Source organism: Variovorax sp. 10L421 (assembly GCF_056395365.1).
In genome coordinates this window covers 170878-189883 of the sequence record NZ_JBFTJJ010000011.1, presented here as the reverse complement: position 1 = coordinate 189883, position 19006 = coordinate 170878, and the positions used below count along the sequence as shown (strand labels likewise).

General features: G+C 66.6%; 16 protein-coding genes. 4 read left to right on the top strand and 12 right to left on the bottom strand.

The window, feature by feature from the left end:
• Positions 1-2: 2 nt before the first annotated feature.
• The 9 genes from AC1DFC_RS16660 to glpD all read right to left on the bottom strand — a co-directional run bounded on the left by AC1DFC_RS16660 (position 3) and on the right by glpD (position 10123).
• Positions 3-1136, bottom strand: coding sequence for a beta-ketoacyl-ACP synthase III (locus tag AC1DFC_RS16660; protein ID WP_413335941.1), 1134 nt, complete (start codon positions 1134-1136; stop codon positions 3-5).
• Complete coding sequence (locus tag AC1DFC_RS16655; RefSeq protein WP_478179607.1) at positions 1126-2130, bottom strand: dialkylrecorsinol condensing enzyme; 1005 nt, start codon at positions 2128-2130, stop codon at positions 1126-1128. The genes AC1DFC_RS16660 and AC1DFC_RS16655 overlap by 11 nt, the downstream gene beginning before the upstream one ends.
• Before the next feature lie 199 nt (positions 2131-2329).
• Entirely contained in the window at positions 2330-4063 is a 1734-nt protein-coding gene (locus AC1DFC_RS16650; protein ID WP_007831607.1) for an ABC transporter substrate-binding protein, read from the bottom strand.
• Between the two features lie 100 nt (positions 4064-4163).
• Positions 4164-4472 (bottom strand): DUF2160 domain-containing protein, encoded by a 309-nt coding sequence (locus AC1DFC_RS16645; protein ID WP_478179606.1) that lies wholly within the window; start codon positions 4470-4472, stop codon positions 4164-4166.
• 61 nt (positions 4473-4533) lie between these two features.
• On the bottom strand, positions 4534-5346 hold the full coding sequence (locus AC1DFC_RS16640) for a carbohydrate ABC transporter permease (RefSeq protein WP_007831605.1): 813 nt from the start codon (positions 5344-5346) through the stop codon (positions 4534-4536).
• Positions 5343-6233: a carbohydrate ABC transporter permease gene (locus AC1DFC_RS16635; protein ID WP_478179605.1), complete on the bottom strand. Its 891-nt coding sequence runs from the start codon at positions 6231-6233 to the stop codon at positions 5343-5345. The genes AC1DFC_RS16640 and AC1DFC_RS16635 overlap by 4 nt, the downstream gene beginning before the upstream one ends.
• A complete protein-coding gene (locus AC1DFC_RS16630) occupies positions 6230-7300 on the bottom strand; it encodes an ABC transporter ATP-binding protein (protein WP_478179604.1) in 1071 nt (356 codons plus the stop codon). The genes AC1DFC_RS16635 and AC1DFC_RS16630 overlap by 4 nt, the downstream gene beginning before the upstream one ends.
• Positions 7301-7457: 157 nt before the next feature.
• The gene (locus AC1DFC_RS16625; protein ID WP_413315500.1) at positions 7458-8519 is read right to left on the bottom strand and encodes an ABC transporter ATP-binding protein; all 1062 of its coding nucleotides are present in this window, start codon (positions 8517-8519) and stop codon (positions 7458-7460) included.
• A gap of 23 nt (positions 8520-8542) precedes the next feature.
• Positions 8543-10123, bottom strand: coding sequence for a glycerol-3-phosphate dehydrogenase (gene glpD, locus AC1DFC_RS16620; protein WP_007831597.1), 1581 nt, complete (start codon positions 10121-10123; stop codon positions 8543-8545).
• A 190-nt stretch (positions 10124-10313) separates the two neighbouring features.
• On the opposite strand from glpD, the gene AC1DFC_RS16615 reads away from it, so the two are divergent.
• The 4 genes from AC1DFC_RS16615 (at position 10314) to AC1DFC_RS16600 (ending at position 13879) form a co-directional block, all read left to right on the top strand.
• Positions 10314-11084: a DeoR/GlpR family DNA-binding transcription regulator gene (locus tag AC1DFC_RS16615; RefSeq protein WP_007831595.1), complete on the top strand. Its 771-nt coding sequence runs from the start codon at positions 10314-10316 to the stop codon at positions 11082-11084.
• 186 nt (positions 11085-11270) lie between these two features.
• The gene (gene glpK, locus AC1DFC_RS16610; RefSeq protein WP_413332976.1) at positions 11271-12767 is read left to right on the top strand and encodes a glycerol kinase GlpK; all 1497 of its coding nucleotides are present in this window, start codon (positions 11271-11273) and stop codon (positions 12765-12767) included.
• Positions 12768-12882: 115 nt separating this feature from the next.
• Complete coding sequence (locus AC1DFC_RS16605; protein WP_413332978.1) at positions 12883-13401, top strand: hypothetical protein; 519 nt, start codon at positions 12883-12885, stop codon at positions 13399-13401.
• Positions 13402-13423: 22 nt separating this feature from the next.
• A complete protein-coding gene (locus tag AC1DFC_RS16600; protein WP_007831589.1) occupies positions 13424-13879 on the top strand; it encodes a hypothetical protein in 456 nt (151 codons plus the stop codon).
• Here the strand turns inward: AC1DFC_RS16600 and AC1DFC_RS16595 are convergent.
• From AC1DFC_RS16595 to AC1DFC_RS16585, 3 genes are all read right to left on the bottom strand, one after another.
• Positions 13848-14804: an alpha-E domain-containing protein gene (locus AC1DFC_RS16595; RefSeq protein WP_007831588.1), complete on the bottom strand. Its 957-nt coding sequence runs from the start codon at positions 14802-14804 to the stop codon at positions 13848-13850. The two genes, AC1DFC_RS16600 and AC1DFC_RS16595, sit on opposite strands and share 32 nt — an antisense overlap.
• A gap of 14 nt (positions 14805-14818) precedes the next feature.
• On the bottom strand, positions 14819-16315 hold the full coding sequence (locus AC1DFC_RS16590; protein WP_007831587.1) for a circularly permuted type 2 ATP-grasp protein: 1497 nt from the start codon (positions 16313-16315) through the stop codon (positions 14819-14821).
• Between the two features lie 160 nt (positions 16316-16475).
• Positions 16476-18917: a DNA internalization-related competence protein ComEC/Rec2 gene (locus AC1DFC_RS16585; protein ID WP_478179603.1), complete on the bottom strand. Its 2442-nt coding sequence runs from the start codon at positions 18915-18917 to the stop codon at positions 16476-16478.
• Between the last annotated feature and the right edge of the window lie 89 nt (positions 18918-19006).

Genomic DNA, 19006 nt, shown 5'->3' with positions numbered 1-19006 from the left:
GGCTACACAGCCTCCATGTAGATGAAGCCGCTGGAGAAGCGGCCGCTCTCCGGCACGAACATCAGCAGCTTCTGGCCACGCTGGATGCGGCCCGAGCGGAACAGCTCGTCGAGCATGATGTAAGGCGACGCCGAACCCGTGTTGCCCTTGCTCGCAAGATTGCTGAACCAGCGCTCGCGCGGAATCGGCAGGCCCAGCGATTCGAGGCACTGGCTCACCGGCTCGACGAAGTACTGCGACGACAGGTGCGGCAAAAACCAGTCGATGTCCGCCGACTTCAGCCCGCGCCGCTCGATGATGGCCGCCAGCGGCTCGCCCAGCGTGGCGCGCACGATGTTCTCGTTGAGCAGGCGCACGTCCTGCTTCACGGCGAAGGTCGACTCGCTCTGCCATTCGGCGGGCGTCTTGCGCCCCCAGCCGTCGAGGCCGCCTTCGGCATTCTTCTCGGCGCCGGCGTACATGCACACCGGCAGCTCATGCGCAGCCGACGACAGGTCGATCCAATCGACACGCAGCGACAGCGGCCCGCGCGGCTCGCGCTCCAGCAGCACGGCGCCGGCACCGTCGGACAGCATCCAGCGCAGGAAGTCCTTCTCGAAGGCCAGTTCGGGCCGCGCCTCCAGCGCCTCCAGCTTGTGCTCCAGCTCGGCCTCGAAGCGCGAGCCGCGCATGACGGCCGAGGCCAGCTCCGAACCCGTGGCCACCGCACGCTGCGCATCGCCCGCGCGCACCGAGAGCCACGCATGCTTCAGCGCGGTGGCGCCGGCCAGGCAGATGCCCGCGCAGGCCACCACTTCGAGCCGGGGCCAGCCGAGTTCGCCATGCACCATCACCGCGTGGTTGGGCATGAGCTGGTCGGGCAGCGAGGTGCCGGTGACGAGGCAGTCGACCGGGCCGATATCGCCGAGCGCGCGGATGGCCGAGGCGGTGAGCTGCGCGTTGGTCATGGCCAGCTCGCCGGTGGCGCGGTCGATGGCGTAGTGGCGCGACTGGATGCCGTTGCTGCGAAGAATCAGCCGCCGCGCGCGAGAAGCCTTGCCGCCGATGCGGCCGAGGACGTCTTCGATGTCTTCATTGCTGACGGGGGGAAACGGCAGAAAGGCGGCGGTGCGGGTCAGGAAGACATCAGTTGTCATAGAGAGCAGTGCGATCCGTGGCCGAGCCCGACGGGCACTCGAATTGAGCCGTCATTTTAGTCAGCCACCCTCTGAACAAGGGCCGCAGGAGCGCCTGCAGCGTCAGGCTCACCGGCACCACCGTGACGATCAGCGCGATCAGGAACAGCACGTACAACAGCAGCAGCGGCTTGCGCTGCCACGCACCCGGACTGCCGGCCGCCATGATCAGCTTGCCCCACAGGTAGAAGCTGCGGGTGCCGGCCTTCTCGCTGATGAGCAATTTCGCGTCGGCCCGCACGGCGCCCAGGCCGGCCAGCAAAGGCTGCGTCCCACGCTCCTGGCCGCTGTGCAACGCATCGCGCAGGGCACGCCCGAAGCGGGCGGTGCCGCGGATCTGCCTGGTGCTGAGCCCGGCATCGGGCATGCCCCAGAAGCCGCGCTTGCGGCCCCAGATCAGCCAGGCCGGCGTGGTGAAGAAGGTGGCGAGCGTGGGGCCGGGGTCGGTGAGCACCACGTTGTCGATCAGGCGCGCGCCCACGTCATCGAGCATGCCCTTGAGCTTCTCATGGGCCAGCAGCCACATGTTGCGGCACGCGATGACCGTGACCACAGGTTTGCCCTTGAGCAGCCGCGCCGCCACCGGGTGCTTCAGAAAAGCCGCAACGGGCTGCGAAGGTGCCAGGAACCAAACCTGGTAGGGCAGCACGATCAGGTCGAAGTCTTCCTCGCCCGTGAGCGACAGTGGCGCGAGCGGCTGCGGCTTCATGTGGGCCGACTCGGGGAAGGCATCGAAGAAAGTCAGGAAGGGCCAGGGAAAGGGATACGGCTTCTGCGGCCGCAGTGTTTCTTCGTGCACCTGGATCGACGGGTCGGCGCGCAGCGGGGCGGCGATCTGCTCGGCGACCTCGTCGAGCTGGCCGGACTGCGAATAGCGCAGGACCAGGACGCGCTTGACGCTTCGAGGGGCGGCTGCTGGGTCCGTGCGTGGGGGGCTGGAAAGGCTGGAGGTCACTGGCGGTGGCGTTTCGGGGGCCGTCGAATGTACGCGAAGCCCGTGCCGAACGCATCTGCCATTGGTCATGCGTCGCGACAATCAGACGGCCGGATCGGTCATATGGCCGCAATGCGGGAAAAGAACAAAAAGGGCCGCACCTCGCGGCACGGCCCTTGTCACGGCGATCTTTTCAGAACGCGGACGCTGTATGCAAGGCTCAGCGCACCTTGCCTTCCTTCCAGGCGGTCAGCAGCTTGTTGTAGTCGATGGTCTCGCCCTTCGGCTTTTCGTTGGCCAGCTTCTTCCACGGGGCATGGTCGTCGCTCAGGTACTTGGCCGGATCACCCTTGGGGTTCAGCTTGGGCGCGCAATGGGCCATGCCGGCGCGCTCGAGGCGGGCCATCACGTTGTCCATCTCGTCGGCCAGGTTGTCCATTGCCTTCTGCGGGGTCTTCTCGCCCGTGACGGCCTCCGCCACGTTCTTCCACCAGAGCTGCGCGAGCTTCGGATAGTCGGGTACGTTGGTGCCGGTCGGCGTCCATGCCACGCGTGCCGGGCTGCGGTAGAACTCGATCAGGCCGCCGTACTTGTTGGCGTTCTGCGTGAAGTAGTCCGCACGGATGTCGCTGTCGCGGATGAATGTCAGCCCGGTGATCGACTTCTTCAGCGAGGTGGTCTTGGCGGTGATGAACTGCGCGTAGAGCCATGCTGCCGCCGTCTTGTTGGCGTCATGGCCCTTGAAGAAGGTCCACGAGCCCACGTCCTGGTAGCCGTTCTGCATGCCCTGCTTCCAGTACGGACCGTTCGGGCCGGGGGCCATGCGCCACTTGGGGGAGCCGTCGTCGTTCACGACCGGCAGGCCCTTCTTGGTCATGTCGGCGGTGAAGGCCGTGTACCAGAAGATCTGCTGCGCGATCTGGCCCTGGGCCGGCACTGGACCGGATTCGCCGAAGGTCATGCCCATGGCCTCCTTGGGCGCGTACTTCTTCATCCAGTCGATGTACTTGGTGAGCGCGTACACGGCGGCTGGCGAGTTGGTGGCACCGCCGCGCGACACCGAGGCACCGGTAGGCGTGCACTTGTCGTCGGCCACGCGGATGCCCCATTCGTCGATCGGCATGCCGTTGGGAATTCCCTTGTCGGCGGAGCCGGCCATCGACAGCCACGCATCGGTGAAGCGCCAGCCGAGCGACGGGTCTTTCTTGCCGTAGTCCATGTGGCCGTAGATTGGCTTGCCGTCGATGGTCTTCACGTCGACGCTGAAGAACTCGGCGATGTCTTCATAGGCGCTCCAGTTCAGCGGCACGCCCAGGTCGTAGCCGTACTTGGCCTTGAACTTGTCCTGCAGGTCCTTGCGCGCGAACAGGTCGGCGCGGAACCAGTACAGGTTGGCGAACTGCTGGTCGGGCAACTGGTACAGCTGACCGTCGGGCGCGGTGGTGAAGCTGGTGCCGATGAAGTCCTTCAGGTCGAGGCCGGGGTTGGTGAACTCCTTGCCGGCGCCCTTCATGTAGTCGGTCAGCGACATGATCTTGCCGTAGCGATAGTGCGTGCCGATCAGGTCGGAGTCGGAAATCCAGCCGTCATAGATCGACTTGCCCGACTGCATCGAGGTCTGCAGCTTCTCGACCACGTCGCCTTCCTGGATCAGGTCGTGCTTGACCTTGATGCCGGTGATTTCCTCGAAGGCCTTGGCCAGTGTCTTCGACTCGTATTCGTGGGTGGTCAGCGTTTCGGAGACGACGGACACCTCCTTCACGCCCTTGGCCTGCAGCTTCTTGGCCGCATCGATGAACCATTTCATTTCCTCCATCTGCTTGTCCTTGGACAAGGTCGATGGCTGGAACTCGCTGTCGATCCATTTCTTGGCTTCGGCCTCGCCAGCCGTCGCCGCACCATGCGCGGCGAACATCGCCGCTGCCAGTGCCAATGCCGTGTAGCGCATCTTCATGAAGTTGTCTCCTCGGTTGTTGCTTCCCCGGTGTTGTGTTCGATCACGGCTCCGGGGAGGCGGAGAGCCGGAACGCGTCTGAGAAGACGAAAGGAAATGTTCAGCCCTTGCGCATCACCAACGCGAGCAGGCCCATCGACAGCACGAAGCTGATCCAGATCGAAGGCTCGGCCTCGAGGCTGAGCCACTCCTGGAACTTGCCCGCCAGGCCGATGAAGACCAGGTTCACATACGCCGCCGACAGCAGCCCGATGAACAGCCGGTCGCCACGCGTGGTGGCCATCGGCAGCCAGCCGCGCCGCAGCGTGGTGGGCGACTTGAATTCCCACACCGTCATGCCGACCAGCATGAGTGCGATGCAGCTGAAGAAAACGGCCACGGGGGTGGTCCATACCATCCAGTCGAACATGCTCTATTTCCTTGTCTTTTCTTGCTCCTTCCCCTTCCGGGCGAGGGAGAGAAACCATCATTCAAACGCGCCCCATCGCGAAACCCTTTGCGATGTAGTGGCGCACGAACCAGATCACGATCGCGCCCGGCACGATGGTCAGCACGCCGGCCGCTGCCAGCGTTGCCCAATCCATGCCCGACGCGCTCACCGTGCGCGTCATCGTCGCGACGATGGGCTTGGCATTCACGCTCGTGAGCGTGCGCGCCAGCAACAGCTCGACCCAGCTGAACATGAAGCAGAAGAACGCCGCCACGCCCACGCCGGCCTTGATGAGCGGCAGGAAGATGGTGAGGAAGAAGCGCGGGAACGAATAGCCGTCGATATATGCCGTCTCGTCGATCTCGCGCGGGATGCCGCTCATGAAGCCCTCCAGGATCCACACCGCCAGCGGCACGTTGAACAACAGGTGCGCGAGCGCCACGCCCAGGTGCGTGTCCATGAGGCCGACCGTGCTGTAGAGCTGGAAGAACGGCAGCAGGAACACCGCGGGCGGCGTCATGCGGTTGGTCAGCAGCCAGAAGAACACGTGCTTGTCGCCCAGGAACGAATAGCGCGAGAACGCATAGGCCGCGGGCAGCGCCACGGTGAGCGAGATGACCGTGTTGATCGCCACGTAGATCAGGCTGTTGATGTAGCCCGAGTACCACGACTCGTCGGTGAAAATGCGCGCGTAATTGGCCCAGGTGAGCTGCTGCGGGAAGAACGAGAAGCTCGACAGAATCTCCTCGTTCGTCTTGAAGCTCATGTTGACCATCCAGTAGATGGGCAACAGCGCGAACAGGATGTACAGCACCAGGAAGATGCTGCGCTTGTGAAATCTCTTCTCGTTCATTTCTCCACCTCCGCTTCCTGCGTACCGACCCGCTGCATCCAGTTGTAGAGCACGAAGCAGAACAGCAGGATGATGAGGAAATAGATCAGCGAGAACGCCGCCGCCGGCCCCAGGTCGAACTGCCCCACGGCCTTCTGCGTGAGGTACTGGCTCAGGAAAGTGGTCGCATTGCCCGGCCCGCCGCCCGTCAGCACGAAGGGCTCGGTGTAGATCATGAAGCTGTCCATGAAGCGCAGCAGCACGGCGATCATCAGCACACCGCGCATCTTGGGCAGCTGGATGAAGCGGAACACCGCGAACTTGCTGGCGCCGTCGATGCGCGCGGCCTGGTAGTAGGCGTCGGGAATGGAGCGCAGGCCCGCATAGCACAGCAGTGCCACCAGCGGCGTCCAGTGCCAAACGTCCATCACCAGCACGGTGAGCCACGCATCGGTAGCGCTGCCGGTGTAGTTGTATTCGATGCCCAGGGTCTGCAGCGCGTGGCCCAGCAGGCCGATGTCGGCGCGCCCGTAGATTTGCCAGATGGTGCCGACCACGTTCCATGGGATGAGCAGCGACAGCGCCACCACCACCAGCACGGCCGACGACTTCCAGCCCTTGGCCGGCATCGACAGCGCCAGGCCGATGCCCAGCGGAATCTCGACCAGCAGCACCGACAGCGAGAAACCCAGCTGGCGCCACAGCGCCTGGTGCAGCTCGTCGTCGCGCATCACCGCGGCGAACCATTCGGTGCCGACGAACACGCGGCGATCGGGCGAGATGATGTCCTGCACGGAGTAGTTGACCACCGTCATGAGCGGCACGATGGCCGAGAAGGCGACGCAGATCAGCACCGGCAGCACGAGCCACCAGGCTTTCTGATTGATTGGCTTGGTGGTTGCGTTCATGCGACCAGTTCCTCATCCTTGTAATAGCAGGTGTGCGTGTCTAGCACCCGCACCCATACCGTGTCTCCCACTGCGGGCAGCCGGTCGTCCGAATGCAGCCGCACCTTCAGCAGGCTGCCGCCGGCTTCCACGCCCAGCATCACGTGCGTGCCCACGTCCTGCACCTGCTTCACCACGGCCGGCACCGCACCGGCCGCGCCTGCATTCGACAGACGCAGGTACTCGGGGCGGATGCCGATCTTCAGCGGCCCCTGCGGCAGCTCGCGCGTGGGCACCAGCGGCGTTCCCGCCACTTCGATGGTGCCGTTGGCGCTCTGCGCCGACAGGAAGTTCATGCCCGGCGAACCGATGAAATGCCCGACGAAGGTGTGGGCCGGCCGCTCGAACAGCGCGTCGGCGCTGCCCACCTGCACGGCCTTGCCGCGCGTCATGACCACCACCTCTTCCGCGAAGGTAAGCGCCTCGACCTGGTCGTGCGTCACGTAGATCAGCGTGAGCTTCAGTTCGCGGTGGATCTGCTTGAGCTTGCGGCGCAGCTGCCACTTCAGGTGCGGGTCGATCACGGTGAGCGGCTCGTCGAACAGCACCGCCGACACGTCGCTGCGCACCAGCCCGCGTCCCAGCGAGATCTTCTGCTTGGCGTCAGCCGCCAGACCGGCCGCGCGCTGGTTGAGCTGCCCGCTCATGTCGAGCATCTCGGCAATCTCGCCGACGCGCTTCTTGATCTGGTCGGCCGGCACCTTGCGGTTGCGCAGCGGGAACGCGAGGTTCTCGGCCACGGTCATGGTGTCGTAGATCACCGGGAACTGGAACACCTGCGCGATGTTGCGCTCCTGCGGCGTGGCCCGCGTCATGTCGCGGCCATCGAAGCTCACCGTGCCCTGCGAAGGCACGAGCAGGCCCGAGATGATGTTCAGCATGGTCGTCTTGCCGCAGCCCGAGGGGCCGAGCAAGGCATAGGCGCCGCCGTCGCGGAAGCTCATCTTCAGCGGGAGCAGCGCGTAGTCGCTGTCCTGCGTGGGGTTCGCACGGTAGGCGTGTGCCAGGTCGAGATCGATGCGTGCCATGTCAGCTCTCCTTCACGCTTCCGCGTGATACGCAATGCATGAAACAGTCGAGACCTTGTCGCGGAACACCGCGGAACCGGCTTTGCCGGGCCGCTGGTGTTGCCCCTGGAAGGGGGTTGGCGAAGCGACACGAAGTGCGCGAAGACTGGGGGTCATCCTATTTCCTCGGCGCCAGCGCCAGTTTTTCACTGGCATCGAACACATAGGCCTGCGACGCGCTGAAGTACAGCGTGATCGGCGCGCCCAGCTCGAAACGATGCACGCCGGTGAGCTGCGCCACCAGTTCGCCCACCGCGGTCTCGACGTGCACGAAGGTGTCGGAGCCCGAGATCTCGGCCAGCTCCACCTTGCCGGGCAAGGCGATGTCGCCCTCACTCGCGCCCACGTTCAATGCGCTCGCGCGCAAGCCGACCGTGACAGCACCCGATACGCCTTCAGGCAAGGCCAGCGCCAGTGCGGGGCCACCCGCGAGTTGCACCTTGCCAGCGGCCGCCGTGCCCTGCAGCAGGTTCATCGGCGGATCGCTGAAGGCGCGCGCCACGCGCAGCGATTGCGGCGCATGGAACACCTCGGCGGTCGGGCCGTACTGCAGCAGTTCGCCGGCATCCATCACCGCCGTGTAGCCGCCGAGCAGCAAGGCCTCGCCCGGTTCGGTGGTGGCGTAGATCACGGTCGAGTCGCCGGTGGCGAAGAGCTGCGTGAGCTCTTCGCGCAGGCCTTCGCGCAGTTTGTAGTCGAGGTTGACCAGTGGCTCGTCGAGCAGCATCAGCGGTGCGTTCTTGGCAAGCGCGCGTGCCAGCGCCACGCGCTGCTGCTGCCCGCCAGAGAGCTCGGCCGGCAGGCGGTCGAGGAACATGCCGATGTGCAGCTTCTCGGCCAGCGCCTTCACCCGTGCCTCGATGTTCGTCTCGCCGCGCAGCTTCAGCGGCGAGGCGATGTTGTCCGACACCTTGAGCGACGGATAGTTGATGAACTGCTGGTAGACCATCGCGACATTGCGTTCGCGCACGGGCATGCCGGTCACGTCCTTGCCGTCGACCAGCACCTTGCCTTCGGTCGGCGTGTCGAGTCCGGCCATCAGCCGCATGAGGCTGGTCTTGCCGGCCTGCGTGGCGCCCAGCAGCACGGTGACCGCGCCGCTTCGGGGCGCGATGCTCTGCTCGTAGAGCCATGTCTGCGCTCCCACCTTCTTGGTGACGCGCTCCAGTGTCAATTGCATTGGCGCTGCTCTCTTTTACGGATCTAGTTGCTCTTGGGATGGGACTGCAGCCAGAGCGCGACCTGCTCGCGCTCTTCGGCCGTGTAGTGCAGCCCCAGCTTGGACCGCCGCCAGAGCACGTCTTCGGCGCTCACGGCCCATTCRTGGTCCTGCAGGAAGCGCAGTTCGCGCTCGTACAGGCCCGGCGCCACTTCGGCGCCCAGGTCGGCAAAGGACTTCGCATCACCGAGCAGGTCCGCAATGCGGGCGCCGTAGCCGCGCGCGAAGCGGCGCGCCAGTTGGCCATAGAGCCACGGATACCTGGCCTGCACGGCCGATACGAAGCGCTCGAAATCGTCATCGGGCCGGCTGGCGGCGCCGATCCAGGCCGACAGGTCGCCGCCCGCGAGGAAGGCGCCGTCGGTCCAGGCCGGGCGTTGCGCGCTCGACTGCCCGAGCATCTTGCCGACCTCGTCGGCCGCGTCTTCGGCCAGCTTGCGGAAGGTGGTGATCTTGCCGCCCCATACCGACAGCAGCGGCGCGGCCGTGGTGTTCGATTCGAGCATGTAGTCGCGCGTGACGGCCGAAGGGTCGCCCGAGTCGTCGTCGAGCAGCGGGCGCACGCCCGAGTAGGTCCACACCACGTCGGCCGGCACGATGGGCTTCTCGAAGTAGCGGCTGGCCTGGGTGCACAGGTAGTCGATTTCCTCCTGCGCGATGCGTGCGGCGCCCGGGTCGTCGCCGGTGAGTTCGATGTCGGTGGTGCCGATCAGCGTGAACTCGTCCTGGTAGGGAATGGCGAAGATGATCCGCTTGTCGGGGTTCTGGAAGATGTAGGCGTGGTCGTGCTCGAACAGGCGCGGCACGACGATGTGGCTGCCCTTCACGAGCCGCAGGCTCTTGGTGGCCAGCGCCTCGCCCTTGGCCGACTGCGCGACGCCGCGCAGAAAGGATTCGGCCCACGGCCCCGCGGCATTGACCACCGCGCGGGCGCGCAGCGTGCGCTTGCCGCCGTCGGCGCCCAGCAGCGTCGCGGTCCAGCCGTCGGCATCGCGCTGCGCATTCACGCAGCGCGTGCGGGTCAGCACCTCGGCGCCGCGCGCCTGCGCGTCGAGCGCGTTGAGCACCACGAGGCGCGCGTCGTCGACCCAGCCGTCGGAGTAGATGAAGCCGCGCTTGTACTGGTCCTTCAGCGGCTTGCCGGCCGCGTGCTTGCGCAGATCGACGCTGCGCGAACCCGGCAGCACCTCGCGCCTGGCGAGATGGTCGTACATGAACAAGCCGATGCGGATCATCCAGGCCGGGCGCATCGACGGGTCATGCGGCATCACGAAGCGCAGCGGCCACATGATGTGCGGCGCGCTCTTGAGCAGCACCTCGCGCTCCTGCAGCGCCTTGCGCACAAGCGAGAACTCGTAGTACTCGAGGTAGCGCAGCCCGCCGTGGATCAGCTTGGTGGAGGAAGAAGAAGTGTGCGAGGCGAGATCGTCCTTTTCGCACAGCACCACGCGCCAGCCACGGCCAGCGAGGTCGCGCGCGATGCCACAGCCGTTGATGCCGCCGCCGACGATCAGCACGTCGCAATCGGTGGCTGGCGCGGGCGAACTGGAAGAAAAATCGCTCACAGAAAGGAGTCCGTTGAAGCGTGACTTTGGTCACTGACGGCGGCCATTGTATTTTCGTGTTTTTTCATTTGGATTCCTTTTAGCGCGATTTTCCCCCGAGTTTTCCCTTAGGCATCTTCGTTTTCGTTCGTTTTAAAGTGGCACGCGCTGTACCCTTGCCCCCAGTCTTCCCGCTTTCCACGACGCCCTTGTGAACTCCAACCCGCGCCAGATCAACCTCCTGGACACCGTGCGAACGCGCGGTTCCGTCACCGTCGAACAGCTGGCCGACATGCTCGGCGTCACCCTGCAGACCGTGCGGCGCGACGTGCAGCGGCTGGCCGACGAGGGGTTGCTCACGCGCTTCCACGGCGGCGTGCGCATGCCCAGCTCGACCACGGAGAACATCGGCTACCAGCAGCGAGAGACGCTGCATGCCGAAGGCAAGGCGCGCATCGCCCGCCGCGTGGCGGAGCTGGTGCCCAATGACTGCTCGCTGATCCTCAACATCGGCACCACCACCGAAGCCATCGCCAAGGCGCTGCTGCGCCACACCGGCCTGCGCGTGATCACCAACAACCTGAACGTGGCCACCATCCTGAGCGGCAACACCTCGTGCGAGGTGATCGTGGCGGGCGGCTCGGTGCGCCCGCGCGACCGCGCCATCGTGGGCGAGGCCACCATCGATTTCATCCGCCAGTTCAAGGTCGACATCGCACTGATCGGCGTGTCGAGCATCGAGGCGGACGGCTCGCTGCGCGACTTCGACCTGCGCGAGGTGAAGGTGGCGCAGACCATCATTGCCCAGGCACGCGAGGTGTGGCTGGCGGCCGATGCGAGCAAGTTCAACCGGCCCGCGATGATCCAGCTGGGCACGCTGTCGCAGATCGACCGGCTGTTCACGGATGCGGAGCCGCCTGCGCCTTTTGCGGACCTGCTGCATGCGGCGCAGGTGCGCCTGGAAATCGCGCGTGAATCATGAGCACATCCCCTGTTGCTCCCGCCTTGCTCCCTCCCCCTCTGGGGGAGGGTTGGGGTGGGGGCACGGCGGCCTCCGCAGACGCATCGCGCCTCATCGAAGGCCCGCCCCCATCCCGGCCCTCCCCCGGAAGGGGACGGAGCAAGACAACGTCGGTTCGATGAGCGGACTCAGAGAAACATTGCCCCTATGACCACCTACCTGCTAGCCCTCGACCAAGGCACCTCCAGCTCGCGCAGCATCGTGTTCGACCGCGAAGGCCACATCGTCGCCATTGCACAGAAGGAACTCACGCAGATCTATCCGCAGCCCGGCTGGGTCGAGCACGACCCGATGGAAATCTGGCGCAGCCAGCTCGCCACCGCGCGCGAAGTGCTGGTGAAGGCGAAGCTGCAGCCCACCGACATTCACGCCATCGGCATCACCAACCAGCGCGAGACCACCGTCCTGTGGAACCGCAAGACCGGCCAGCCGGTGCACCACGCCATCGTCTGGCAGGACCGCCGCGCCGAGCCGCTGTGCGCGCAGCTGCGCGACGCGGGCATGACCGACACCATCCGCGAGAAGACCGGGCTGGTGATCGATGCGTACTTCTCCGGCACCAAGCTGCGCTGGCTGCTCGACAACGTGCCCGGCGCGCGCGCGCAGGCCGAGCGCGGCGAACTGGCCTTCGGCACCGTTGACAGCTGGCTCATGTGGCAGCTCACCGGCGGCAAGGTGCACGTGACGGACGTCAGCAATGCCTCGCGCACGATGCTCTTCAACGTGCACCGGAACGAATGGGACGCCGACCTGCTCGCCGCACTGGAGATCCCCGCCGCGCTCATGCCGAAAGTGCAGCCGTCGAGTTCGCACTTCGCCGATACCGACGCGGCACTGCTGGGCCATGCGCTACCCATCGGCGGCGTGGCCGGCGACCAGCAGAGCGCCCTCTTCGGCCAGGCCTGCTTCGAGGCCGGCATGGCCAAGAACACCTACGGCACCGGCTGCTTTTTGCTGATGCACACGGGCGGCGCGTTCCAGCCCTCGCACAACGGACTGCTCGTGACCAGCGCCGCGCAGACCGACAAGACGCCGCAATACGCGATGGAAGGCAGCGTGTTCGTCGGCGGCGCCGTGGTGCAGTGGCTGCGCGACGGACTCAAGGCCATCAAGGGCAGCGCCGAGGTGCAGTCGCTGGCCGAGAGCGTGCCCGATGCGGGCGGCGTGATGATGGTGCCGGCCTTCACCGGCCTCGGCGCGCCCTACTGGGACGCGGACGCGCGCGGCACGATCACGGGGCTCACGCGCGGCACCACGGTCGCGCACATCGCGCGCGCCGCGCTCGAAAGCATCGCCTACCAGAGCGCCGCGCTGCTGCAGGCCATGAGCCGCGACGCAGTGGCTGCCGGCGGCAAGCCCGTGGCCGAGCTGCGCGTGGACGGCGGCGCGAGCGTGAACGACCTGCTGATGCAGTTCCAGGCCGACCTGCTGGGCATTCCGGTGGTGCGGCCCGAAGTGATCGAGACCACCGCGCTGGGCGCCGCGTATCTCGCTGGGCTTTCCACCGGCGTCTACACCGACGCGCGCCAGCTGTCGAAGCTGTGGAAGATCGAGCGGCGCTTCATGCCCACCATGGGCCGCGCGCAGGCGGAGGAGTCGATGGCACGCTGGGAGCGCGCGGTGCGGCAGGCCACGGCGACCTGATCGTTCCGGGGGCTACCGTGGGCGGCGCAAATACCTCGCCACCATCGGGGCACTGGGGCGCGTAGCGCAGGCCCCGGGGCAGAATGCGCCCGCCCCGATCTCCCGCGCTACCTGCTTGACCACCCGTCCCTCCCCTCCGCGCAATGCCCTGCCCGCCTGCTGCGTGGTAGGCGCAACACTGCTGGCGCTCATTGCGCTGGGCCACGACGGCCGGCGCATCGCGCAGCTCGCGGTGCTTGCAGCGCCCATGGTGCTGTGGCTTGCGTGGCCATTGCGCAGCACGCAGACGCGGCGATTGCGCACCCTGCTGGTCTGGCTTTGGGCCATTGGCTTCGCGCTCGACGGCGCAGTGCGCGCCTACCTGCTCGACACCTACCAGGCCGCGCCCGACAGCGCGATGGTGCTCGGCGCCGCAGCCAACACCAACGCGCGCGAAGGCACCGAATACCTGTGGATGCATTGGCGCTCCGAAGCGGGGCAACGACCTTTTCGCGCGGACTGGACCGCCTGGGTCCTCGCGGACTTGCTCCACATCCGATGGAATGGCCAAATTCCCACGCGCAACGTGCTGAGCGACGCCTATCGATGGCAGGCGCCGGAGATGCCGGTGGCCATCGAATCCTTTTCGCGCTGACGCCCCCTCCGGAGAGAAAACGATGACGAAGGAAGTAGTGTCGATGTTCCCGTGCTCGGGCAGGCACCGCAGGGTGCTGCCGGTAGTCCTGTGCCTCTTCGCCTTGCCGAGCGCCGCGGCCTGGAGCATCGACGACGATCGCTCCAATTCGTTCAAGCACGGCCTTTACGAAATCAGGGAAGAAGCGAGGCGGTTCGTCTTTCAGGAGAACGCCCGCCACGGCACGCAATGGGAAGCCACCGAACCGAACGCCAAGGTCTTCGTTCCGTTGTGCAAGACACCGCTGAAAACCGGTTGGGCCACAGGATCGCCCCGTCCCGGCGTCAGCGTGGCATGCGCCCGGTCCATCGACGGGAGCTATCGCGCGTGGAACGTCACCGTGCCGGTGCGCAACGGCCCCGCCGGATCGACGCACTGGCCGTGTAGCCGCGCGCGCCCACAGGACCTCAGTGCGCAGGAACCAGGAAGTCCTGGCTGATGCGCCCGCCCAGTTCGTTCACTCGGTCGAGGAACTGCGTGAGGTACGCGTGCAGCCCGGTCGCCAGGATCTCGTCGACGCGCGCGTACTGCAGGTCGGCCAGCAGCTTGCCGGCGCGACGCTGGGTTTCGGCGCTCTGCTCGTTCTGCACCTTCGCGAGGTTGTTCACCACCTCGACCAGGCTCGCGTGCAGCGAGCGCGGCATGTCGGCGCGAAGAATCAGCAGTTCGGCCACGCGCTCGGGCTTGATCACGTCGCGGTACACCTTGCGGTAGACCTCGAAGGCCGAGACGCTGCGCAGGATCGCGCTCCAGTGATAGAAGTCGTACTCCTGGTCTTCCTCGGTGGCGGTGCCGAAGAACTCGCTGTTGAGCGCGTGGAACTTCACGTCAACCAGGCGCGCGGTGTTGTCGGCGCGCTCCAAAAAGGTGCCCAGGCGCGAGAAATAAAACGCCTCATCCTGGAGCATGGTGCCCAGCGTGACGCCGCGCGAGAGGTGCGAGCGGAACTTGACCCATTCGAAGAATTGGCCCGGGTCGCGCTCGAAGTCGCCTGCGCGCAGCATGCGGTTCACTTCGAGCCAGGTGGTGTTCTGCGTTTCCCAGGCTTCGGTGGTGAGCGCGCCGCGCACGGCACGGGCGTTCTCGCGCGCGGCTTTGAGACAGGACACGATCGACGAGGCGTTGCTCTCGTCCTTGACCATGAACTCCATCACTTCCTTGGGCGCGATCTGGTCGTACTTCTTGTTGTACCAGGGCAGCAGCTCGCTGATGGAGAGCACGCCCTGCCAGCCGTACTTGGCAACTTCGGCGGACTGGGGCAGCAGCGAGGTCTGGTAGTTGACGTCCAGCATGCGCGCCGTGTTCTCGGCGCGCTCGGTGTAGCGGGACATCCAGTAGAGATGATCGGCGGTGCGTGACAGCATCGGTGGTGCTCCTACTACGATTGGCTTTGCGACTGCGCGGGCGCCGCCTTGGGCTTGGGTGCGCGGTCGGCTTCGAGAATCCAGGTGTCCTTGGTGCCGCCGCCCTGCGACGAGTTGACCACCAAGGACCCCTCTTTGAGCGCTACGCGCGTGAGGCCGCCGGGCACCATCTGCACCTCGCTGCCCGAGAGCACGAAGGGGCGCAGATCGATGTGGCGCGGCGCAATGCCGGCGTCCACGAAGGTGGGCGAGGTCGACAGGCTCAGCGTGGGCTGGGCGATGTAGCCGTCGGGCTTGGCGATCACGGCCTTCTTGAAGTCCTCGATCTCGGCCTGCGTGGCGGCCGGTCCGATCAGCATGCCGTAGCCGCCGGCACCGTGCACCTCCTTGACGACCAGGTCCTTCATGTTGTCGAGCGTGTACTGCAGCTCGTCCTTGTTGCGGCACATGTAGGTGGGCACGTTCTTCAGGATCGGCTTCTCGCCGAGGTAGAACTCGACCATCTTCGGCACGTACGGGTAGATCGACTTGTCGTCGGCCACACCGGTGCCCACGGCATTGCAGATCACGACGTTGCCTTCACGGTACGCGCGCATCAGGCCGGCGCAGCCGAGCGTGGACGTGGGGCGGAACACCTCGGGGTCGAGGAAGTCGTCGTCCACGCGGCGGTAGATGACGTCGACGCGCTTCGGCCCGCGCGTGGTGCGCATGTAGACGAAGTTGTCCTTGACGAACAGGTCCTGTCCCTCGACCAGTTCCACGCCCATCTGCTGCGCGAGGAAGGCGTGCTCGAAGTAGGCGCTGTTGTACATGCCCGGCGTGAGCACCACCACCGTGGGCTCGGCCGTGGCCGGCGGCGCGCTGGCGCGCAGCGTCTCTAGCAGCAGGTCGGGGTAGTGCGCGACCGGCGCGATGCGGTTCTGATTGAACAGCTCGGGGAAGAGCCGCATCATCATCTTGCGGTTCTCCAGCATGTAGCTCACGCCGCTGGGCACGCGCAGGTTGTCTTCGAGCACGTAGTACTCGCCGTTGCCCTGGGCATCGGGCGCGCGCACGATGTCGATGCCCGAGATGTTCGAGTAGACGTTGTGCGGCACGTTGACGCCCATCATCTCGGGGCGGAACTGCGCGTTGTTCAGGATCTGCTCGGCCGGGATGATGCCGGCCTTGATGATTTCCTGGTCGTGGTAGACGTCATGAAGAAAGCGGTTGAGCGCCGTGACGCGCTGCACCAGCCCCTTTTCCATGCTCTCCCACTCGTGGGCCGGAATGATGCGAGGCAGCAGGTCGAACGGGATGAGCCGCTCGGTGCCGGAGCCATCCTCATCCTTCGCGCCATACACCGCGAAGGTAATGCCGACCCGGCGGAAAATCATTTCCGCCTCTTCGCGTCGCGAACGCATCACCTCACCGGGTTGCTTCGCGAGCCATTGGTCGTAGCGCTTGTAGTGCTGTCGGATCGCAGCCCCCGCATAGGGCAACTGCTCATACATCTCGTCGAATTTGTGCATGGGACGACCAATCTCCTTGAGCTATAGCTTAGCAAGTTCAGGGCCAGTAGAACCCCTTATGCCGAGGCCGCGTACGGGTCGAGCGACTTTTTTTCGGCCTGGCGCAAGCGTCCCGATGATGGCAGGAACAACGGCCTCCCCCGAAAATCCAGAGCCGGCTTCAGGGCGGGCTGTGCTGCCAATATCGCGCGTTCCGCTCGCGCTCGCAGGCCAGGTCCCCGGGGCGCACGCTGCTCCAGTGCGCTGCGCCGCACCGGGTGTTCTCGACCAGCCGCCCGCCGCGCTCCAGGTAGCGCGCCGCCACTTCCTGCGCCGGATGGCCGAAGCGGTTGCGGTACCCCGCCTGGACGATGGCGATGCGCGGCTTCACCGCGTCGAGGAACGCCGGGCTCGACGAGGTCTTGCTGCCATGATGCGGCACCAGCAGCACGTCGGCGCGCAGCAGTTCCGGCGTGCGCGTGACGAGCGCCGCCTCCTGCAACCGCTCGATGTCGCCGACCAGCAGCGCCACGGCGCGGCCGCTGTCGATGCGCAACACGCACGACACCGCATTGGGTTTGGTGAAGCCGCGGTAGTCGGTGTCGAACGGATGCAGCACCTCGAAGCGCACGCCGTCCCAGCTCCAGGCCTGCCCCGCCTCGCAACGCCGCGCCGCACGCATCGCCTGCAGCGGGTGCGTGGCCTCGATGGAACTCAGCAGCGCGGCCTGCGGCTGAATCGCGAGCACCGCGGGCGCGCCGCCGGTGTGGTCGAGGTCGCGGTGGCTCAGCACCAGCGTGTCGAGGCGCTCGCCGTATGCCCGCAGCAACGGCACGAGCACGCGATGGCCGGCATCGCTTTCCAGGCTGTAGCGCGGGCCGGCGTCGTAGAGCAGGCTGTGTGTCGCGGTACGCACGAGCACCGCGTTGCCCTGGCCGACGTCAGCGGCGAGCAGTTCGAATTCGCCGGCCGCGGGCCGGGGTGCCTGCCACAGCAGCACCGGCAACAGCAGCGGAACGCCGAGGGCGCGCAGCGACCCGGGCAGCCGCATGGCCAGCAGCGCGCCGCCGGCCACGCCGCAGGCGGCCATCCACCAGGGCGGCGCGGCCACCGAGAGCGTGGCATACGGCAGCCCGGCCAGCCATTGCAGCAGCAGCGCCAGCACCTGCACGGCGCGGGCCGCCAGATCCCACAGCGGCGCCACGGCCACGCCGAGCATCGCCAGAGGCGTGATCACCAGCGTGACCCAAGGGATCGCCACCGCATTGGCCAACAGGCCGATCAGCGAAACCTGCTGGAACAACAGCAGGCTGAGCGGCGTGATCGCGAGCGTGATGACCCACTGCTCACGCAGGAACTGGAGCAGGCGGGAAGACGCGCCGGTCTTCCGCTCTCCGGGCACCCCGGCGTCGGTGGCGAACAGCACGCCCACCGCCACGAAGCTGAGCCAGAAACCGGCCTGCATCAAGGCCCAGGGATCGAGCGCGACCACCACGGCCGCCGTCAACAGCCACACATGCGGCCAGGGCCAGCGCCGGCCCGTGAGGCGCAGCAGCGCGACCGTCGCCAGCATCCAGACCGTGCGCTGCGAAGGCACGCCCCAGCCGCTGAACAGCGCATAGAGCGTGGCGAGCAGCACGCCGCCCACCAGCGCGGCCTGCTGCGCGGGCAGGCGCAGCATCAGCCACGCGCTGCGCCGCCACAGCAGGCCGACGACGTGCGCGGCCAGCCAGGCGAACATGGTGACGTGGAGGCCGGAGATCGACATCAGGTGCGCCACGCCCGTGGCGCGGAAGACGTCCCAGCCCGAGCGGTCGATGGCGCTCTGGTCGCCGGTAACCAGGGCCGCAATCACGCCTGCCCGGGCACGGTCGAGCACGCGTTCGAAGACGGCGTCGCGCACGGCTTCGCGTGCGCGCTCGATGGGATGCCGCCACGTTGGCGCAACGAGCGCGGGCGCCGCATCGCGCGTGCCGGTTCGCACAGTGCCGCCGGCATGCAGGCCCTGCTCCCACATCCAGAGTTCGCTGTCGAAGCCGTGGGGATTGCGGTTGCCGTGCGGCGCCTTGAGGCGCACCGTCAGGCGCCATCGCTCGCCGGCGTGGAGGGGGCCGACAGCGCTGGCCGGCGGCGTGCGGCCTTCCGACGCCCGGTCCCACAGGCCTGAACCTTCCGAATACCAGCCGAGGGCAATGCGATCAGGCACGGTGGGCCGCCCCTCCTCGCCGGGGTCGGCCCAGCCCGCAGACTCGACATCCAGACGGAACCGCGTCCCGCCCTCGCTGCGCTGGGGCATCTCCGACACGACACCGGTGACCTGCAGGTCGCGCCCTTCGAGCGCCGGGTTCAGCGCACCGCCCGCGTAGATGGCGGCGCGCCATCCCGCAAGCCCCGCACCCGCCATTGCGCCGCACACGAGCGAGGCCATCAACAGCCCTCGGCCCGACAGGCGCCGCCACCACCACAGGCCGGCCCCGGCCCCGAGCAGCAAACCCGCATACATCCATGCCCGCCAAAGCCCTGCCTGCTGCAACTGCAGGACCGCACCGAGCAGCGAACCGCACAGCGCCGCGAACACCCACGATCTGCCCGCGGCGGCACCGGACGCGCGAAACGGCGTCAACGAGAAACTCCCGAACCCATGATGCAAACCCTCCCCAAAGTCACGCTCAGTGGCGCGTTAATTGCTTTGCAACTGGGCTAGTATGCGTC

Bases quoted from the DNA above. Each gene is read 5' to 3' on its own strand.
- AC1DFC_RS16660 (WP_413335941.1), bottom strand. From the start codon at position 1,136: ATGACAACTGATGTCTTCCTGACCCGCACCGCCGCCTTTCTGCCGTTT.
- AC1DFC_RS16650 (WP_007831607.1), bottom strand. From the start codon at position 4,063: ATGAAGATGCGCTACACGGCATTGGCACTGGCAGCGGCGATGTTCGCC.
- AC1DFC_RS16645 (WP_478179606.1), bottom strand. From the start codon at position 4,472: ATGTTCGACTGGATGGTATGGACCACCCCCGTGGCCGTTTTCTTCAGC.
- AC1DFC_RS16640 (WP_007831605.1), bottom strand. From the start codon at position 5,346: ATGAACGAGAAGAGATTTCACAAGCGCAGCATCTTCCTGGTGCTGTAC.
- AC1DFC_RS16635 (WP_478179605.1), bottom strand. From the start codon at position 6,233: ATGAACGCAACCACCAAGCCAATCAATCAGAAAGCCTGGTGGCTCGTG.
- AC1DFC_RS16630 (WP_478179604.1), bottom strand. From the start codon at position 7,300: ATGGCACGCATCGATCTCGACCTGGCACACGCCTACCGTGCGAACCCC.
- AC1DFC_RS16625 (WP_413315500.1), bottom strand. From the start codon at position 8,519: ATGCAATTGACACTGGAGCGCGTCACCAAGAAGGTGGGAGCGCAGACA.
- glpK (WP_413332976.1), top strand. From the start codon at position 11,271: ATGACCACCTACCTGCTAGCCCTCGACCAAGGCACCTCCAGCTCGCGC.
- AC1DFC_RS16600 (WP_007831589.1), top strand. From the start codon at position 13,424: ATGACGAAGGAAGTAGTGTCGATGTTCCCGTGCTCGGGCAGGCACCGC.
- AC1DFC_RS16595 (WP_007831588.1), bottom strand. From the start codon at position 14,804: ATGCTGTCACGCACCGCCGATCATCTCTACTGGATGTCCCGCTACACC.
- AC1DFC_RS16590 (WP_007831587.1), bottom strand. From the start codon at position 16,315: ATGCACAAATTCGACGAGATGTATGAGCAGTTGCCCTATGCGGGGGCT.